Genomic DNA, 14077 nt, shown 5'->3' on the forward strand with positions numbered 1-14077 from the left:
CGGTCAGCCGGCGGCCGCGGTCATCCGCTCGTTGTCCCGGCGCACCGAGCGCGCCGCGAGGAACAGCCCCACCGACGCGATCGCCATCGACAGCGGCACGATCACCGCGAGGGCCTGTCGCAGCCCGTTCGCCGCGGCCTCGGCCGGGCTCGCGCCCGTGGCCAGCGCGTCCGCGGCGAACGCGTCCGACAGCGCGCCGGCGATCACCGGCCCGACGGCGCCGCCGAGCAGGTAGAAAGCGGCGAAGAACACCGCCGTCGCCGTGGACCGCAGCCGTGGCCCGACGACGTCGGCGACGGCCGGGTAGGCCGAGGTGTAGTAGAGGTACTGCAACAGCCACCCGGCGCCGAACAGCACGACGAACGTGCCCGTCGCCTCCGGCCCCACGGACAGCGCGAACCAGGTCAGCGGGACCGACACCAGCGTCGCCACCGCACCGACCAGCACCCGCGCACCCGTCGAACGGCGGGCGGCCCGGTCGGAGACCCAGCCGCCGACGAGCAGCCCGACCAGCCCCGTCACGCCGACGACGACACCGGTCAGCACCGCCGCCCCGGTCAGGGACGCACCGAAGTAGCGCTGGAACAGCGGCACGGTGAAGGTGTTGACCGAGTACGAGGCGAGGTTCGCGCCGATCCCGGCGATGATCAGGAACCACATGGTCGGGACGGCCAGGACCCGGCGGAACGGCCGGTCGACCGGCGTCGGCGGCGTGGAGGTCGACGCCGCCGCGGCCGCGGTCCTCGACGCCGGTTCGGACGCGCCGCGGCGGGGCTCGCGCACCAGGAAGAACCCGGCCGCGATCAGCAGCCCCGGGATCGCGGCCAGCACGAACGGCGCCCGCCACGTCCCGAACGCCTCGGCGATCGCGCCGACCGAGAAGTAGGCGAGGACGAGCCCGACCGGCAGCCCCAGCTGGAACAGCCCGAACGCCCGCGCCCGCTTCCCCGCCGGGTAGAGGTCGGCGATCGTCGAGTTCGCGGCGGGCGCGTAGCTGGCCTCACCGACACCGACGCCGACCCGCATCAGCAGCAGGGAGACGTAGTTCCAGGCCGCGCCGCTCGCAGCGGTCAGCAGGCTCCACGCCACGATGCCCCAGCCCATGATCCGGGCCCGCGAGCGGTGGTCGGCGAGCCGCCCGAGGGGGAGCCCGCAGACCGCGTAGACGACGGTGAACGCCGCCGCCAGGACTCCGATCTGCAGGTCGGAGAGCCCGAACTCCAGCTTGATCGGCTCGGCGACGATCGCCGGGACGGCCCGGTCGTAGAAGTTGAACGTGTTGGCGGCGAACAGCAGCGCCAGCACCCGGCCGGCGTTGGGGGCCTGTGTGCCCTGCTCGGTGGGCAGGAATCGTGCGCGTTCGGTCGTCATGTGGCCCCCGGTCCTCGGCGCGGCCGCGCCGTTGCGGCCACCCGGGACAGACTGCCCGACGGGGACGATTCCGTCACCGTCCACGTTCACGCCCTGCCCGTGGCCACCATCGACCGGGCACGGTCCGCGGGGCGGTCGTCCGGGCGCAGCCCGACCGGTCGCCGGGAGCGCGCCGCGGCCGCGGCGAGTGCCGTCGCGGCCGCGACCAGGGTCATCGGCACCGCGACGACCCCGACCGGGAGGACCCGGTGCAGCGAGCCCGTCGCCGCGACGGCGACGACGAAGACCGCGATGCGGGCGCCGGCTCCGGGGTTCCAGCTGCGCCCGGCCGGGTCGACCATGCCCGACACCCAGTTCGTGACGACCCCGGTGAAGTAGTTGGTGGGGGTGCCGGCCGGGCCGACCCGGCGCAGCGCCGCCCCTTGCAGACCCATGGCCAGGGTCGCCGTCCCGATCATCGGCTCGACGGGGAAGGTGTGTCCGGGACCGCCGAGCAGCCACGCGAGGCCGAACGCGGACAGGACCGCGAGCTCCAGGCCGAGCGTGACCCCGACGGCGCCCCGGGCCGGCAGCCTCCGCTCGGCCAGACCGGCCGTCACGGTGCCGGCGACCAGGCCCAGCACGTAGCCGCCCAGGGCCCAGGCCGCGGGGGCGAGCGCCGGGGCCGACCCCAGCCCCCGGCCGAGCGCCACGAAGCTGCCGGTCATGGCGCTGACGACCACGTCGTGGAACGCCGTGAACGAGGCCCCGTCCAGGGCGCCCGCCGCCGCGGCCAGCAGCAGCGGTACCGCCGCGAAGATCCGGGCCGACTGCTTGTCATGATCTGTTGCGAGCACGACCGGAGCATTCGACCGTTCGGCCTAAGGCGAGGCTAAGCGGTGGGCAATGGTCAGCTCACCTCCGACCCGGTGAGCCTCGTGGGTGCAGACCTGACAGAACGCTGACGGGACCGCATGGGATGCGTGCCGCCGACAGCCTGGCCGAGTCCCCGCCCACCCGGCCTGCGCGGTGTGCCGAGGACCCGGATGGTTCGATTGCCCCATGCTGCGTGCGGAGCGGACGAGCGTATGGCGCCGCGACTACGAGTTCACACAGGACGGCGCGCCGGTCAGCACCTTCAGCTCGCACTGGTGGCGCTCCGGCGGGCAGATCCAGGTCGAGGGCCGCGAGTACCGGATCGTATCGACCGTCTGGGGCAGGACCTACACGATGACCGACTCCGCGGGGACCGTCGTCGCCACGGCGGAGCGGGCTGGTCGCAAGCACTGGACCGTCACCGCCGACGGCCGGTCCTACCGCTTCCGCCGGGCCTCGGTGTGGAGCTCCGAGCAGCACCTCGTCGAGGGCGACAGGACCGTCGGGACGATCCGGAAGTCGAGCTGGTGGCGAGGCGGGGCCGAGGCGACCTTGCCGGGCCTGAGCCTGCCGGCGCAGCTGTTCGTCGTCGCGGTCGTGCTCTCGGTGTGGGAGCAGCAGAACGCGGCCGCCGCGTCGAGTGGGGGAGGCTGAACCGGTGGGCGAGTGTCCGGACGGATCTGTTCTCCGGCCGGCGGCGACGCGGCCGGCACGATGTCCGCTCCGGGTCAGGACGCCACGACGCTCGCCGCCCGGAACGTCTCACCCGGCATGGAGCGGCGCAGCTTCCAGGTGATTGCGATCGGCTTGCGGCCCTCGTGGGACACGTAGGTGCAGGCGCCCAGGCACAGGAACGGTGCGCCGGGTCCGATGTCGTCGTCGGGGGAGTCCCGGACGAACAGCACCACGTGGCTGCCCTGGTCGGCGTGGCCGAGGTAGCGGCGCCCCATCCCCGTCTCCGGGGAGGCCGCGTTCTGCGACTCCCAGTGGAAGAGGTCCGGCTGCAGCGCGAAGTCGCGGTACATCGTGGTGGGGGAGAAGTGGCGTTCGGTCTTGTGAAGGTTGACCAGCAGCGCGTCGACCCGGGTCTGCTCGGCCCATACCACCCCGGTGGCGTGCCCTGATGCCTTGCGGGTCATCGAGGCCCAGTCCAGCGCGGCGAGGATCTCCTCCCGCCGGTAGTGGGCGTGGCTCTGCAGCGGCACGTGCTGCAGTCCCTCGCCGAGCGAGCGCGGGAGGTGCCGGGCCTGGTCGAGGGTGAACGCGGTCAGCTCGCCGATCTCGGCGCACACCGCGGGGTGGCGGCGGAGGTGGTCGATCCCGGCCTGGTAGCTGTCGAAGCCCCCGCGATCGGGCCAGAGCTGGAAGAACAGCATCCGCGCCAGCCACCGTTCACGGTCGGTCAGCTCGGCGTAGGCAGGGCCCGCCGGGTCCGCAACCCGCGCGTAGACCGCGGCCCGCTCCGGGTCGTCGACATGGGTGAGCACGGCGAGCCGGCGCAGCAGCACGGTCTCGTCCGGGCCGGGAGTGGCGACGGTGAGTCCGGCATCGCGACGCAGCATCGTCCAGGAGCCCCTGCCGCGGTAGACGTCGGCGAGCTCACCGCCGGACTCGCGCAGGTAGCGGGCCAGGGCCGACGCGCCGTGTGAGCGGACGTCGGCGACGAGGTCCTTGCGGGACAGGCGGAGCCGGCTGCGCACGTTGTCCAGCACGATGTCGCGGGCGACCGGGTCCAGCACCATCGCCGACCCGGACGGCAGGAACGGAAAGCCCTCCTCGACGTCGCGCACGACCCTGGCCCGGCTGCTGCCGGTGAGCGCCCGGTAACGCAGGTCGAAGCGGAACTCGCGGCGGTGCTGGCCGATGAAGTCCAGGACGGTGAGTACCGCCTTGTCCGGGGCGCGGCGCAGTCCGCGGCCGAGCTGTTGGAGGAACACCGTGGCGCTCTGGGTGGGGCGCAATAGCAGGACGGTGTCGACCTGCGGCACGTCGAGGCCCTCGTTGAACACGTCGACGGCGAACAGGCAGTTCACCCGGCCGTCCCGCAGCCGCCGCAGGGCGCCATCACGGTCGTCGCGGGCGGTCTGCCCGGTGACCGCCTCACTCGGGATGCCGGCCGCGGTGAACACCTGCGCCATGTACTCGGCGTGCGCGACCGAGACGCAGAACCCCAGTGCTCGCATCGCCGTCACGTCGGTGACCTTGGCGCGGGCCTCGCGGATGACCTTGGCGGCGCGGGCATCGTTGCCGGTGTAGAGGCCGTCGAGGGAGGTGACGTCGTAGCTTCCGCGCGTCCACTCGATCCCGGTGAGGTCGACGTCGTCGGCGACCCCGAAGTAGTGGAAGGGCACCAGCAGGTCCGCAGACAGCGCGTCCCACAGACGCAGCTCGGCGGCAGTCCGTCCCTCGAAGAGCAGGTCCCGGACGTCGATGCCGTCGGAGCGTTCAGGAGTCGCAGACAGACCGAGCAGCTCGGCGGGCCGCAGATGGTCGAGCACTGCGCGGTAGGTGGGGGAAGCCGCGTGGTGGAACTCGTCGATCACGACGACGTCGAAGTGGTCGGGCGGGATGTTCTCCACCCCGTAGGACGCCAGCGACTGCACCGAGGCGAACACGTGGTTCCAACGCTGCGGCCGGTCGCCGCCGACGTAGGTCTCGCCGAAGGCGCCGTCTGCGAGCACGGTGCGATAGGTGCGCCGAGACTGGTCGAGGATCTCGGCGCGATGCGCGACGAACAGCAGCCGGGGGTGGGCGTGGCGCAGCCGTGCGTAGTCCAGCGCCGCGACGACGGTCTTGCCGGTCCCGGTCGCGGCGACGACCAGGTTGCGGTGCCGGTCGTGCACCTCACGCTCGGTTGCGAGGGCTTCCAGGATCTGCTCCTGGTGCGGGAACGGGCGGACGTGGAGCCCCGGCAGCGGGGCGGTGTCGTCCGCACGACGGTCCAGGGCGTCGGCGAGACGCTGAGAGTCGGCGGGGAGGTCCGGGTCGTAGGAGGCGAAGTCGGGCGCGGCCCAGTAGGAGTCGAACGTCGAGGTGAACTTGCGGATCAGCTCTGGTGTGGCCACCGAGGACAGCCGGACGTTCCACTCCAGGCCGTCGACCAGCGCGGACCGCGACAGGTTCGAGCTGCCGACGAACGCGGTGTCGAACCCGGAGTCCCGGCGGAACAGCCAGGCCTTGGCGTGCAGTCGGGTGGTCGCGCTCGCGTAGCTGATCTTCATCTCGGCGCCGTGCCGGCGGACGAGCTCGTCGACCGCCCTTTGCTCGGTGGCGCCCATGTAGGTGGTGGTGATGACCCGGAACGGGACGCCCCGCTCGTGCAGCACGTCGAGCTCGGTCTCCAGCAGCCGGATGCCGTGCCAGCGGATGAAGGCGCACAGGAGGTCGACCCGGTCGGCGCTGGTCAGCTCGGACTGCAGCGCGGTATGCAGAGTCGGTTCTCCGGCGGCGTTGGTGAACAGCGCGGCGTCCGACAGCGGAGTCAGCGGGCGCCGGACCTCGTGCACACCGGGCGCGATCTCCCGGGTCAGAGCGATGAGCTGCTGCAGGTCGGCGGAGAGCTGCTCCTCGCGCTCCACCTGGGCGAGGAGCCGGTTGACCAGTGCGACCCGCTGCTCCGGGTCCCGGTCGGCGAGCGCCTGCTCGACGACCCCGGCCACGTGCCGGGACAGCACCCGCGGCTGGGTCGCCTCCTCCACCTCGTCGAAGCGGGGGGTCAGGTCGCCAACCGCGGCGAGCGCGGCGTCGAGCCGGGCGGTGCGCAGGCGTTCATGCGCCCCGGCGCGCAGGGGTTCGCTCACGGCACCAGCTTGCCGGGTACCACCGACAGCGGCGTGGTCCTCGCACATCGCTGCCGGCCGGCCGGCGTGTCACCCGGCCGTGTCCCGCCGGGCCCCGCGGCTCACGACCGCGGGCCACCCCGCGGCGGCCAGGACGCACGCCGGGTCCGCACCCGCACCCCGTCGGGGACGCGGCCGCCCGACAGGTCCCCGGCGCGTAGGCAGAAGTGCGTCCACATGTGCAGCTAGATCTCCTTGCCGATCCGCAGCACGTCGAACGCCAGCGCCGCCGCCCGGTCCCCGGGCCGCGACCAGGTCTCGATGCGGAACCCGATGCCCCGGTCGTCGTCGCTCGCGGAGAACTCGATCTGCCCGGCCTCCAGATGACCGGCCAGTGTCGCGAACCGGAACGACGTCGCGTCGCGGTGCACCACCCGGACCGGCCCGTTCCACGGTGCCGGCATGAGCACCACGTACTCGTCACCCACGACGAGCTCACCGAGCCGCCCGCGCGTCTTGCGGAAGGTGACGACCTCGGACGGGGCGAGGCGGTCGAGGTCGGCGCACACCCGCTCCATCAGGGCGGCCGCGTCGAGACCGCTGTCGCGCACGTCGACGGTGAAGACGCGGTGCAGCAGCGGTCCGGACCCCTCCTCGACCGTCTTCACGTGCGCGTCGACCAGCTCCTCCGGCAGCGCCGGCGGCAGGTCGGAGGCATCGCCGACCGCCTCGGCGCGGTCGATGTGCGGCAGGCGGCGCAGGTAGCGCGTGGCGGTGAGGGCGAGTCCCGCGGGATAGCGCAACACCGCTCCGGCGCGGCGCACCGGGCCCGGCTGGGGCGTCGGTTCCGTGCGCCGTGCCGTGGTCAGCCGGGTCCGTTCCGCGTAGCGCTCCACCGCCGCCACCAGCCGTTCCGGGTCGGCGACGGTCACGGTGATCCCGGGGTGTCGCAGCGCGCCGAACGGGTCGAGTGCCGGGACGGGGCGGTGGAACCGGATGCACACACCCCGAGGCTTATTCAGGCCCCGTGAAATAACGATCTAGCCCGGCGTGTCGGGTTGGGCGACAGCCCGTCCATCGCGAATATTGGTTTGCCGAATCAATCCGAGATGAACGGGCTGCCGCAGTATGTACTATACCACTGGTTTCCGGCGTGATGAAATTCAGGATCTTGTCGCTATAGTGTATGAGCAGGATCAGCGGGACGCGACGGAGGCACGTTTGTCTTGGCCGCCGGTTCTGGGGTTGTTCTGGTCGGTGGTGATCACGTTGGCGTATCTGCGCGGGAATCGTGTGCAGTGGGAGTTGGCGGAAACCTATGGGGTGTCGCAGTCGACGGTTAGTCGAGCGATCACGGGGGTGACACCGTTGCTGGCACAGGCGCTGCGGAGTGTCGTTCCGACGGCAGAGGAGCTTCGTGCCGATCGGCAGTACATCATCGATGGAACCTTGCTGCCCTGCTGGTCATGGGCCGCGGTGCCGGGTCTGTGGTCGGGCAAGCATCGCACCACCGGCGTCGTCGTCCAGGTCGCAGCCACCCTGGAAGGGCAGCTGTCGTGGATCTCCGACCCGACCCCAGGCTCCCGACACGACCTATATTGCCTCGACCAATCCGGCGCCCTCGACCACCTCGCCGCATACCCCCCGATCGGCGATAAAGGATACATCGGGCGCGGCATGCTCACCCCGTTCAAAAAACCACCCGGCCGGGAACTTCTCGACTGGCAAAAAACATTCAACAAGAGCCTCAACCACACACGCGCCACCATCGAACGAGTCATCGCCCATATCAAAACGTGGAAAGTTCTCCACGCAGACTACCGGCGGCCCTACGCCACATTTAAAACGACAATCTCGGCAGTCATCGGACTCATCTTCTACACACTTACCTGACGGAGCCTGAATAAGCCTCCCCGCTCGGTGGCGCTGCCGAACGTCACGCCCCGGTCGGCGAGCGACAGTCGCGCGCCGAGTGCCTTCACCGCGCGGAACGGGCCGGTGAGCTGGGCACCCGCCAGGTTCCGGACCGGTGTGGCGAGCGAGAAGAACCCGAAGCGGACCCGCAGGCCGTCGTCGTCGAGGTCGACGTGGGCGTCGGACGGATCGCCCACCCCGAACGGCAGCAGCGCCGCGCCGAAGCGCGGATCGAGGTCGAACGGGTGGCGTCGCGGCGACGCGTCGGAGTCGGGCACGCCTGCGGGGTACCCGTTGCGCGCCGATCGACGCGGCGCGGCCCGTCCGGGTCACCCCCGTGCCCGCTTGAGGATCACCCCGATCTCGATGGTCTGCCCCGCTCCGACCGCGGGCACGATCGTCCCGACCGTCTCCCATCCCTGGGAGCCGAGTTCGTTGAGCTCCTGTTCCATCCCGGGATAGTCGAAGCCCTTCCAGCCGAGCTTGTACTTCAGCACCTTGTGTTCGAACATCGGTCGTCCTCTCCGTGAACGGGTGGTCAGTCGGTGGCCCGCAGCAGTGCCGAGAGGCGGACGAGGACGTCCACCTGGGCCGGGTTGTAGAGCTCCCGCATCGCCGCGCTCGTCGTCTCCGCGAGGACCCGCGCGCCGCGCGGGGCGTCGTCGTCCGGGCCGGCCAGGTCCGGATGGGCCTCCTGGATCCGCCGCACGTACGGCGCCATCCGTTCGGCGAGGTCGGCGCGGGCTTCGGTGTCGGCGTCGGCGGGCAGGTGGTCGAACTCGCCGTCGGTCGGGTCGGCCGGCAGGTCACGCAGCAGCTCGCCGTAGGCGGTCAGCTTGCGCGGCCCCATGAACCGGCTCATGAGCAGCACCACCGACCGGTCGGACTCGGTCAGCGCGGCCGCCTGCGCCGGCGCCATGGCCACCGGCAGGTCCGCCGGGGCCCGGCGGTCGATGATGGTGGCGAGCTCGAGGCGGGCCCGCTGCAGCCGTTCGATCGTGGCCGCGAGCTCGGCGTCGAGCGTGCGCAGTGCCTGCTCGGGGTGGTCGCCCTCGTCGAGGGTGTCCGCGATCTGCGGCAGCGAGAACCCGAGATCGGCCAGCCGCTTGATGCGCAGCAGCCGCACGAGGTGCTCGACCCCGTACTGCTTGTACCCGTTGGATCGTCGCTCGGGCTCGGCCAGCAGCCCCACCTGGTGGTAGTGCCGCACCGCCCGCAGGCTCGTGCCGGCCAGCTCGGCGACCTCCCGGGTGCTCCACGTCATGGGAGGAGCCCACACCGTGCCGTCGCGGCATGGTCAAGCCGGTAGTGACCTGGACCACACACCAGGGCCTTCGGCTTGAGTGTGCCGCAGCGGCACGGACTTCCCTCGTCGCAGCACACCACGACGAGGGAGGACGGCATGACCATGACCGAGCCGCAGCAGGACGAGACCCGCGACCGCGCCACCCCGAGCCTGCTCGACCAGATGGGCGGGACCGCGGGGTTCGTCTACTCGACGATCCCGGTGATCGTGTTCGTGACGGCGAACGCCTTCCTGTCCCTGCCGCTGACCATCGGCATCGCCGTCGCGACCGGTCTGGCCCTGTTCGGGTACCGGCTGCTGCAGGGAGAGAGGTTCAGCTCGGCGGTCGGCAGCCTGCTGGGCGTCGCGCTGGCGGCCGGGGTCGTCGCCTGGACCGGGTCGGCGCGCGATTTCTTCGCGATCGGCATCTGGGCCGCGCTGGCCGGGTTCGTCGTCACCGCCGGCTCGCTGCTGGTCCGCAGGCCGCTCACCGGCGTGATCTGGAACGCGATGCACGGCGGTAGGCACCCCTGGCGCTCGACGCCCGCGGTCCTGCGCGCCCACGACCTCGCCACGGCAGCCGCCGCGCTGGTGTTCGGCGCGCGGTTCGGGATCCAGCAGTGGCTCTACGTCGCCGAGTCCACCGGCGGGCTGGGCGTCGCCCGGGTCGCCATGGGCACCCCGCTGACCGTGCTGGCCGCGCTGGTGGTCGTCTGGGCGTTCCGCCGCAGCACGAAGGCCCTCGTCCGGTGAGGGCGCTGCGACGCAGCCCGGCACTGTGGCTCACCGCCTACGGGCTGACCCTGCTCGGTGGCGGGATCATGGCGGCGGTCCTGCCGCTGTTGGTCCTGCAGCGCACCGGGGACGTGCTGGCCGCGGGCGTGCTGGCGACGGTGACGACGACGGCGTCCGCGCTGACCGGGCTGGTCTCGGGTCTGGTGGTCGACCGGGTCGACCGCAGGCTGGTCACCGTCGTCGCCGGGGTGCTCGGGGCCGCGGTGGTCGCGGCGCTGCCGGTCGTCGACGCGTTGTGGGGGCTGGGCATGACCGCCTTCCTGGTGCTCGGTGTGCTGGGCGCGGTCGTGCGGGTGCCCGCGATGACCGCGCAGGAGGTCCTGCTCCCGGCACTGGTCCGGCTCGACCCGCGCCCGGGCCGTCTCGACCGGCTCGTCGCGCTGCGGGAGAACCTGGCCAACGTCCTGCTGCTGGCCGGTCCGGCCGTCGGCGGCCTGCTGGTCGCGTTCGCCGGCCCGGCGTCGACGGTGCTCGTGGTGACCGCGGCGACGAGCCTGCTCACGGCGCTGACCGCGGCACTGCTCGACCCGCGGGCCGGTCGGGTCGAGGGGGTGCTGCGCACCGCTCCGGGGGGTGCGGTGCGCAGGGCCGTGCGGGATCTCGCGGAGTCGTGGGTGTTCCTGGCCGGGCAACGGCTGGTGCTCGGGGCGACGCTGGTGTCGGCGGTGCTGGTCGCGGTCATCGCGGCCCTGCAGACGACGCTGATGCCGGCCTACTTCACGGCTCTGGAGCTGCCCGCGCTCGCCGGGCTGACGCTCAGCGCACTCGCCGCGGGCGGCCTGGCCGGCTCAGTGCTGTACGCGGCGCTGGTGAACCGGGTGCGGCGCCGGACCTGGTTCGTGTTCGGGATGCTCGGCTTCGGAGCCGGGTTCGCGCTGGTCGGGAGCCTCGCCTCGCCGTGGCTCGTGCTCGGTGCCGCCGCGCTCGTCGGGTTCACCAACGCCCCGGTCGGCGCGGTGCTCGGGGTGCTCACGATCGAGGCCACCCCGGACGCCCTGCGTGGCCGGGTCCTGGGCGCGCAGAACACCCTGCTGCTCGCCGCACCGGCACTGACCGCGGCGCCGGTCGCGGCGCTGGCCTCGACCTCCGGCCTCGGCGCGGCCGGGATCGCACTCGCCGCGGTCGCGGTCGGCACCGCGCTCGTCGCGCTGGTGACGCCCGCGTTCCGTGACCTCGGTGAGCCCGGAGAACCCGGCGAGCCGGGTGCGGCCGACGCCCTCGCCCCGCCGGTGACGGCAGGTGTCCGGTGAGCCGGCGGCTGCGGCCGCTGCGTCGCCACGAGATCCTGCACCGCTCGCTGTACGCGACCCACCTCCCCGAGACCGGCGGCCCCGGTGCGCAGTGGACCGTCGAGGTCGACATGTCCCGCGACTGGGATGCCCGCCTCTACCGCGACGGGGAGGAGGTCGCGCGGGCCGGGATGCCGGCGTCGCTGCCGGTGCCGGGCGGCCGGATCGAGGTCGACGCCGGCCTCTACGGCATCACCCGGATGCACCTGGTCACCGACGACGGCGGGGAGCGGCGGCTGCCCCCGGTGCCCGGGACGCTCGAGCACCGCCGCGCGCAGCTCGCCCGTCGCTCGCCCGCCGTGAGCCGCACGATCGCGGCGGTCGCCGTCGCCGTACTGCTGGTCAACCTCGTCCTGGCCGTCCCGGTGGCGCTGGAGCTGCTCACCGGCATCGACGCCGTCGCCGCCAGGTTCGGGACCTTCACCTCGCCGATCACCCTTCCCGGCTGGCTGAACACGGGCCTCTTGGTCGCCGGTGTCGTCGCCGCGGCCGAGCGCGCGCTGACCTGGCGCCGCCACCGCGTCGTCGACGCCGAGACGATCTGGACTGCGTTGTGACCGCCGACCCGACCCTGGAGACCACCATGGCCCTGCCCGACCGGATCCCCGCCCGTGACCTGCTGCGGATGCCCGACCGCACCGCCGCGACCCTCTCCCCGGACGGCACCCGCATCGCCTTCCTGGCCCCGTGGAAGGGGCGCCTGAACGTGTGGGTGTCCGACGTGGACGGTGGCGGCGAGCGCTGCGTCACCGCCGACGAGACCCGCACCGTGCTGCGCTACTTCTGGACCGACGACCCCCGTTACCTGCTCTACCTGCAGGACACCGGTGGTGACGAGAACTGGCACGTGTTCCGCGTCGACCTGACCGCGCCGGACGCGCCCGCGGTCGACCTCACGCCGTTCGAGGGCGCGACGGCGTTCGGTGTCGAGCAGCGCCCGGAACGCCCCGGGAGGCTGCTGTTGCAGAGCAACGCCCGCAACCCCGTCGAGTTCGACCTGTGCGAGCTCGACGTCGCGACCGGGGAGATGACGGTGCTCGCGCAGAGTCCGGGCGGCGGGGACGGCTGGACCCTCGTCGGCGACGAGCTGCTGCGCGAGACCCTCACCGCGGACGGCGTCGGACGGGTGTGGCGCGGCGACGACCTGGTCGCGACCTTCGACGGCGACGCCCACCCGCTCGGCGTGTACCCCTACGAACCGACCCCGGACGGCACCGGCATCTGGGTCGGCACGTACGGCGACGGCGACCGCCTGCACCTCGGCCGGCTCGACACCACCACCGGTGAGGTCACCGTGGTCGACCGGCACCCCGAGCACGACATCGACATCCGTGCCCAGATCTTCCCCAGCCTGCCGTCGGCGCTGATCCGCCACCGCGGCACCGGTGAGCTGCTCGGCGTCCGCTACCTCGGTGCGCGGCAGGAGATCCGGGCCGTCGACCCTGACTTCGCCGAGGTGCTCGCCGCGTTGCGCGACCTGTGCGACGGCGACCTGAGCGCGGTCTCCGGCGACGTCGAGGGCCGTCGGTGGGTGGCGACGTTCGTCCACGACCGCGACCCGCAGACCTGGTTCCACGACCGCGCCACGGGCGAGTCGCGGCTGCTGTTCCGCCAGCGCCCCGACCTCGACCCAGGGCAGCTCGCGCCGGTGGAGCCGGTCACGATCACCGCCCGCGACGGCCGGGAGATGCTCGCCTACCTGACGCTGCCGGTCGGTGTGGCGCCCGAGCGGCTGCCACTGGTGCTGATGCCGCACGGCGGACCGTGGGCGCGGGACTGGTGGGGCTTCGACCCGAGTGTGCAGCTGTGGGCCAACCGCGGCTACGCGGTGCTGCAGCCGCAGTTCCGGGGGTCCTACGGGTTCGGCCGCGCCCACATGGAGGCCGCGGTCGGGGAGTTCGCCGGCGCCATGCACGACGACCTGATCGACGCCGTCGACTGGGCCGTCGCCCGCGGGTACGCCGACCCGGACCGGGTCGCGATGTTCGGCGGCTCCTACGGCGGCTACGCCACCCTGGTCGGGATCGCGTTCACCCCGGACCGCTTCGCCGCGGCGGTGGAGTACGTCGGCATCTCCGACCTGGCGAACTTCCTGCGCACCGTCCCGGAGTTCACCCGCCCCGGCCTGGTCAACAACTGGTTCCGCTACGTCGGCGACCCCGCCGACCCCGCCCAGGAGGCGGACATGCTGGCCCGCTCACCGATCACCCGGGTCGACGACATCCGCACCCCGCTGATGGTGGTGCAGGGCGCCAACGACGTCCGCGTGGTGCGCGCCGAGTCCGACAACCTCGTGGCGGCGCTGCGCGGACGCGGGGTGGACGTGGAGTACCTGGTGTTCGGCGACGAGGGCCACGCCATCGTCAACCCGGAGAACCTGGTGACGATGTTCGAGACGGCCGACCGGTTCCTCGCCACCCACCTGGGGGCCGACCGGGAGCGGTGAGCCGGTCTCCCGGACGTCCGCATCGCCCGAGCCGGACCTGACCCGTCCGCTCGGGGTGGTCGACCCGCGGGCTCGGTGTGGTGGGCCCTCAGGGACGGAGCAGGGCTTTGCCTGCGATCTCGCGGTTCTCCAGGGCGGTGTGGGCGTCGGCGGCCTTGTCGAGGGCGAACTCCCTGCCCACCACCGGGTGCAGGTGCCCGGCGGCGGCCTCGGCGAGGACGCGTTCCTGGCGGGCGCGGCGGCCGTCGGCGAAGTCGGCGAGCTGTGCCACGCCGCGGACCTCCACGCCGGGGGCGGAGCGGGTGACGGGGCGTCCCGCCCGCGTTGCCGTAGCCGGAGTAGC

General features: G+C 72.7%; 14 protein-coding genes. 6 read left to right on the forward strand and 8 right to left on the reverse strand.

Annotated features, from left to right (window positions below; genetic code table 11):
* Nucleotides 1-3: 3 nt before the first annotated feature.
* Nucleotides 4-1371, reverse strand: coding sequence for an MFS transporter (locus KPL59_RS08515; RefSeq protein WP_226360466.1), 1368 nt, complete (start codon nt 1369-1371; stop codon nt 4-6).
* Nucleotides 1372-1457: 86 nt separating this feature from the next.
* A complete protein-coding gene (locus KPL59_RS08520; RefSeq protein WP_226360467.1) occupies nt 1458-2207 on the reverse strand; it encodes a YoaK family protein in 750 nt (249 codons plus the stop codon).
* Nucleotides 2208-2412: 205 nt separating this feature from the next.
* On the opposite strand from KPL59_RS08520, the gene KPL59_RS08525 reads away from it, so the two are divergent.
* A complete protein-coding gene (locus tag KPL59_RS08525; RefSeq protein ID WP_226360468.1) occupies nt 2413-2880 on the forward strand; it encodes a hypothetical protein in 468 nt (155 codons plus the stop codon).
* Nucleotides 2881-2954: 74 nt separating this feature from the next.
* Here the strand turns inward: KPL59_RS08525 and KPL59_RS08530 are convergent, their stop codons facing one another.
* Both KPL59_RS08530 and KPL59_RS36800 read right to left on the reverse strand, forming a co-directional pair.
* Nucleotides 2955-6026, reverse strand: a complete 3072-nt coding sequence (locus KPL59_RS08530; RefSeq protein WP_226360469.1) for a DUF3427 domain-containing protein — start codon at nt 6024-6026, stop codon at nt 2955-2957.
* 224 nt (nt 6027-6250) lie between these two features.
* Nucleotides 6251-7009 carry a DUF1990 family protein gene (locus KPL59_RS36800; RefSeq protein ID WP_226360470.1) on the reverse strand — a complete coding sequence of 253 codons (759 nt, stop codon included), beginning with the start codon at nt 7007-7009 and terminating at the stop codon, nt 6251-6253.
* Between the two features lie 124 nt (nt 7010-7133).
* Here KPL59_RS36800 and KPL59_RS08540 point away from each other — a divergent pair, with 124 nt between their 5' ends.
* On the forward strand, nt 7134-7898 hold the full coding sequence (locus KPL59_RS08540; RefSeq protein WP_226360471.1) for a transposase: 765 nt from the start codon (nt 7134-7136) through the stop codon (nt 7896-7898).
* On the opposite strand, the gene KPL59_RS08545 is transcribed toward KPL59_RS08540, so the two are convergent.
* Genes KPL59_RS08545 through KPL59_RS08555 form a run of 3 tightly spaced genes read right to left on the reverse strand, consistent with a single transcriptional unit; the run spans nt 7883 to nt 9183 of the window.
* Complete coding sequence (locus KPL59_RS08545; RefSeq protein ID WP_226360472.1) at nt 7883-8197, reverse strand: hypothetical protein; 315 nt, start codon at nt 8195-8197, stop codon at nt 7883-7885. The genes KPL59_RS08540 and KPL59_RS08545 overlap by 16 nt on opposite strands.
* 51 nt (nt 8198-8248) lie before the next feature.
* The gene (locus KPL59_RS08550) at nt 8249-8431 is read right to left on the reverse strand and encodes a DUF4177 domain-containing protein (RefSeq protein WP_020623321.1); all 183 of its coding nucleotides are present in this window, start codon (nt 8429-8431) and stop codon (nt 8249-8251) included.
* A 26-nt stretch (nt 8432-8457) separates the two neighbouring features.
* Nucleotides 8458-9183: a MerR family transcriptional regulator gene (locus tag KPL59_RS08555; protein ID WP_075333647.1), complete on the reverse strand. Its 726-nt coding sequence runs from the start codon at nt 9181-9183 to the stop codon at nt 8458-8460.
* Nucleotides 9184-9321: 138 nt separating this feature from the next.
* Between KPL59_RS08555 and KPL59_RS08560 the strand changes: the two genes are divergently transcribed.
* Genes KPL59_RS08560 through KPL59_RS08575 form a run of 4 tightly spaced genes read left to right on the forward strand, consistent with a single transcriptional unit; the run spans nt 9322 to nt 13734 of the window.
* Nucleotides 9322-9957, forward strand: a complete 636-nt coding sequence (locus KPL59_RS08560) for a DUF3159 domain-containing protein (protein ID WP_020623319.1) — start codon at nt 9322-9324, stop codon at nt 9955-9957.
* Nucleotides 9954-11249 carry an MFS transporter gene (locus tag KPL59_RS08565; protein ID WP_226360473.1) on the forward strand — a complete coding sequence of 432 codons (1296 nt, stop codon included), beginning with the start codon at nt 9954-9956 and terminating at the stop codon, nt 11247-11249. Before KPL59_RS08560 ends, KPL59_RS08565 begins: the two co-directional genes overlap by 4 nt.
* Nucleotides 11246-11845 carry a hypothetical protein gene (locus KPL59_RS08570; RefSeq protein ID WP_226351718.1) on the forward strand — a complete coding sequence of 200 codons (600 nt, stop codon included), beginning with the start codon at nt 11246-11248 and terminating at the stop codon, nt 11843-11845. Before KPL59_RS08565 ends, KPL59_RS08570 begins: the two co-directional genes overlap by 4 nt.
* Entirely contained in the window at nt 11842-13734 is a 1893-nt protein-coding gene (locus KPL59_RS08575) for a S9 family peptidase (protein ID WP_226360474.1), read from the forward strand. Before KPL59_RS08570 ends, KPL59_RS08575 begins: the two co-directional genes overlap by 4 nt.
* 88 nt (nt 13735-13822) lie before the next feature.
* On the opposite strand, the gene KPL59_RS36805 is transcribed toward KPL59_RS08575, so the two are convergent.
* On the reverse strand, nt 13823-14005 hold the full coding sequence (locus KPL59_RS36805) for a zinc-binding dehydrogenase (protein ID WP_308187846.1): 183 nt from the start codon (nt 14003-14005) through the stop codon (nt 13823-13825).
* Nucleotides 14006-14077 lie beyond the last annotated feature (72 nt).

Origin of the sequence: Pseudonocardia sp. ICBG1142 (assembly GCF_020496255.1) — a bacterium.
Classification (GTDB): Bacteria; Actinomycetota; Actinomycetes; order Mycobacteriales; family Pseudonocardiaceae; genus Pseudonocardia.

Bases quoted from the DNA above. Each gene is read 5' to 3' on its own strand.
- KPL59_RS08515 (WP_226360466.1), bottom strand. From the start codon at position 1,371: ATGACGACCGAACGCGCACGATTCCTGCCCACCGAGCAGGGCACACAG.
- KPL59_RS08525 (WP_226360468.1), top strand. From the start codon at position 2,413: ATGCTGCGTGCGGAGCGGACGAGCGTATGGCGCCGCGACTACGAGTTC.
- KPL59_RS08540 (WP_226360471.1), top strand. From the start codon at position 7,134: ATGTACTATACCACTGGTTTCCGGCGTGATGAAATTCAGGATCTTGTC.
- KPL59_RS08550 (WP_020623321.1), bottom strand. From the start codon at position 8,431: ATGTTCGAACACAAGGTGCTGAAGTACAAGCTCGGCTGGAAGGGCTTC.
- KPL59_RS08555 (WP_075333647.1), bottom strand. From the start codon at position 9,183: ATGACGTGGAGCACCCGGGAGGTCGCCGAGCTGGCCGGCACGAGCCTG.
- KPL59_RS08560 (WP_020623319.1), top strand. From the start codon at position 9,322: ATGACCATGACCGAGCCGCAGCAGGACGAGACCCGCGACCGCGCCACC.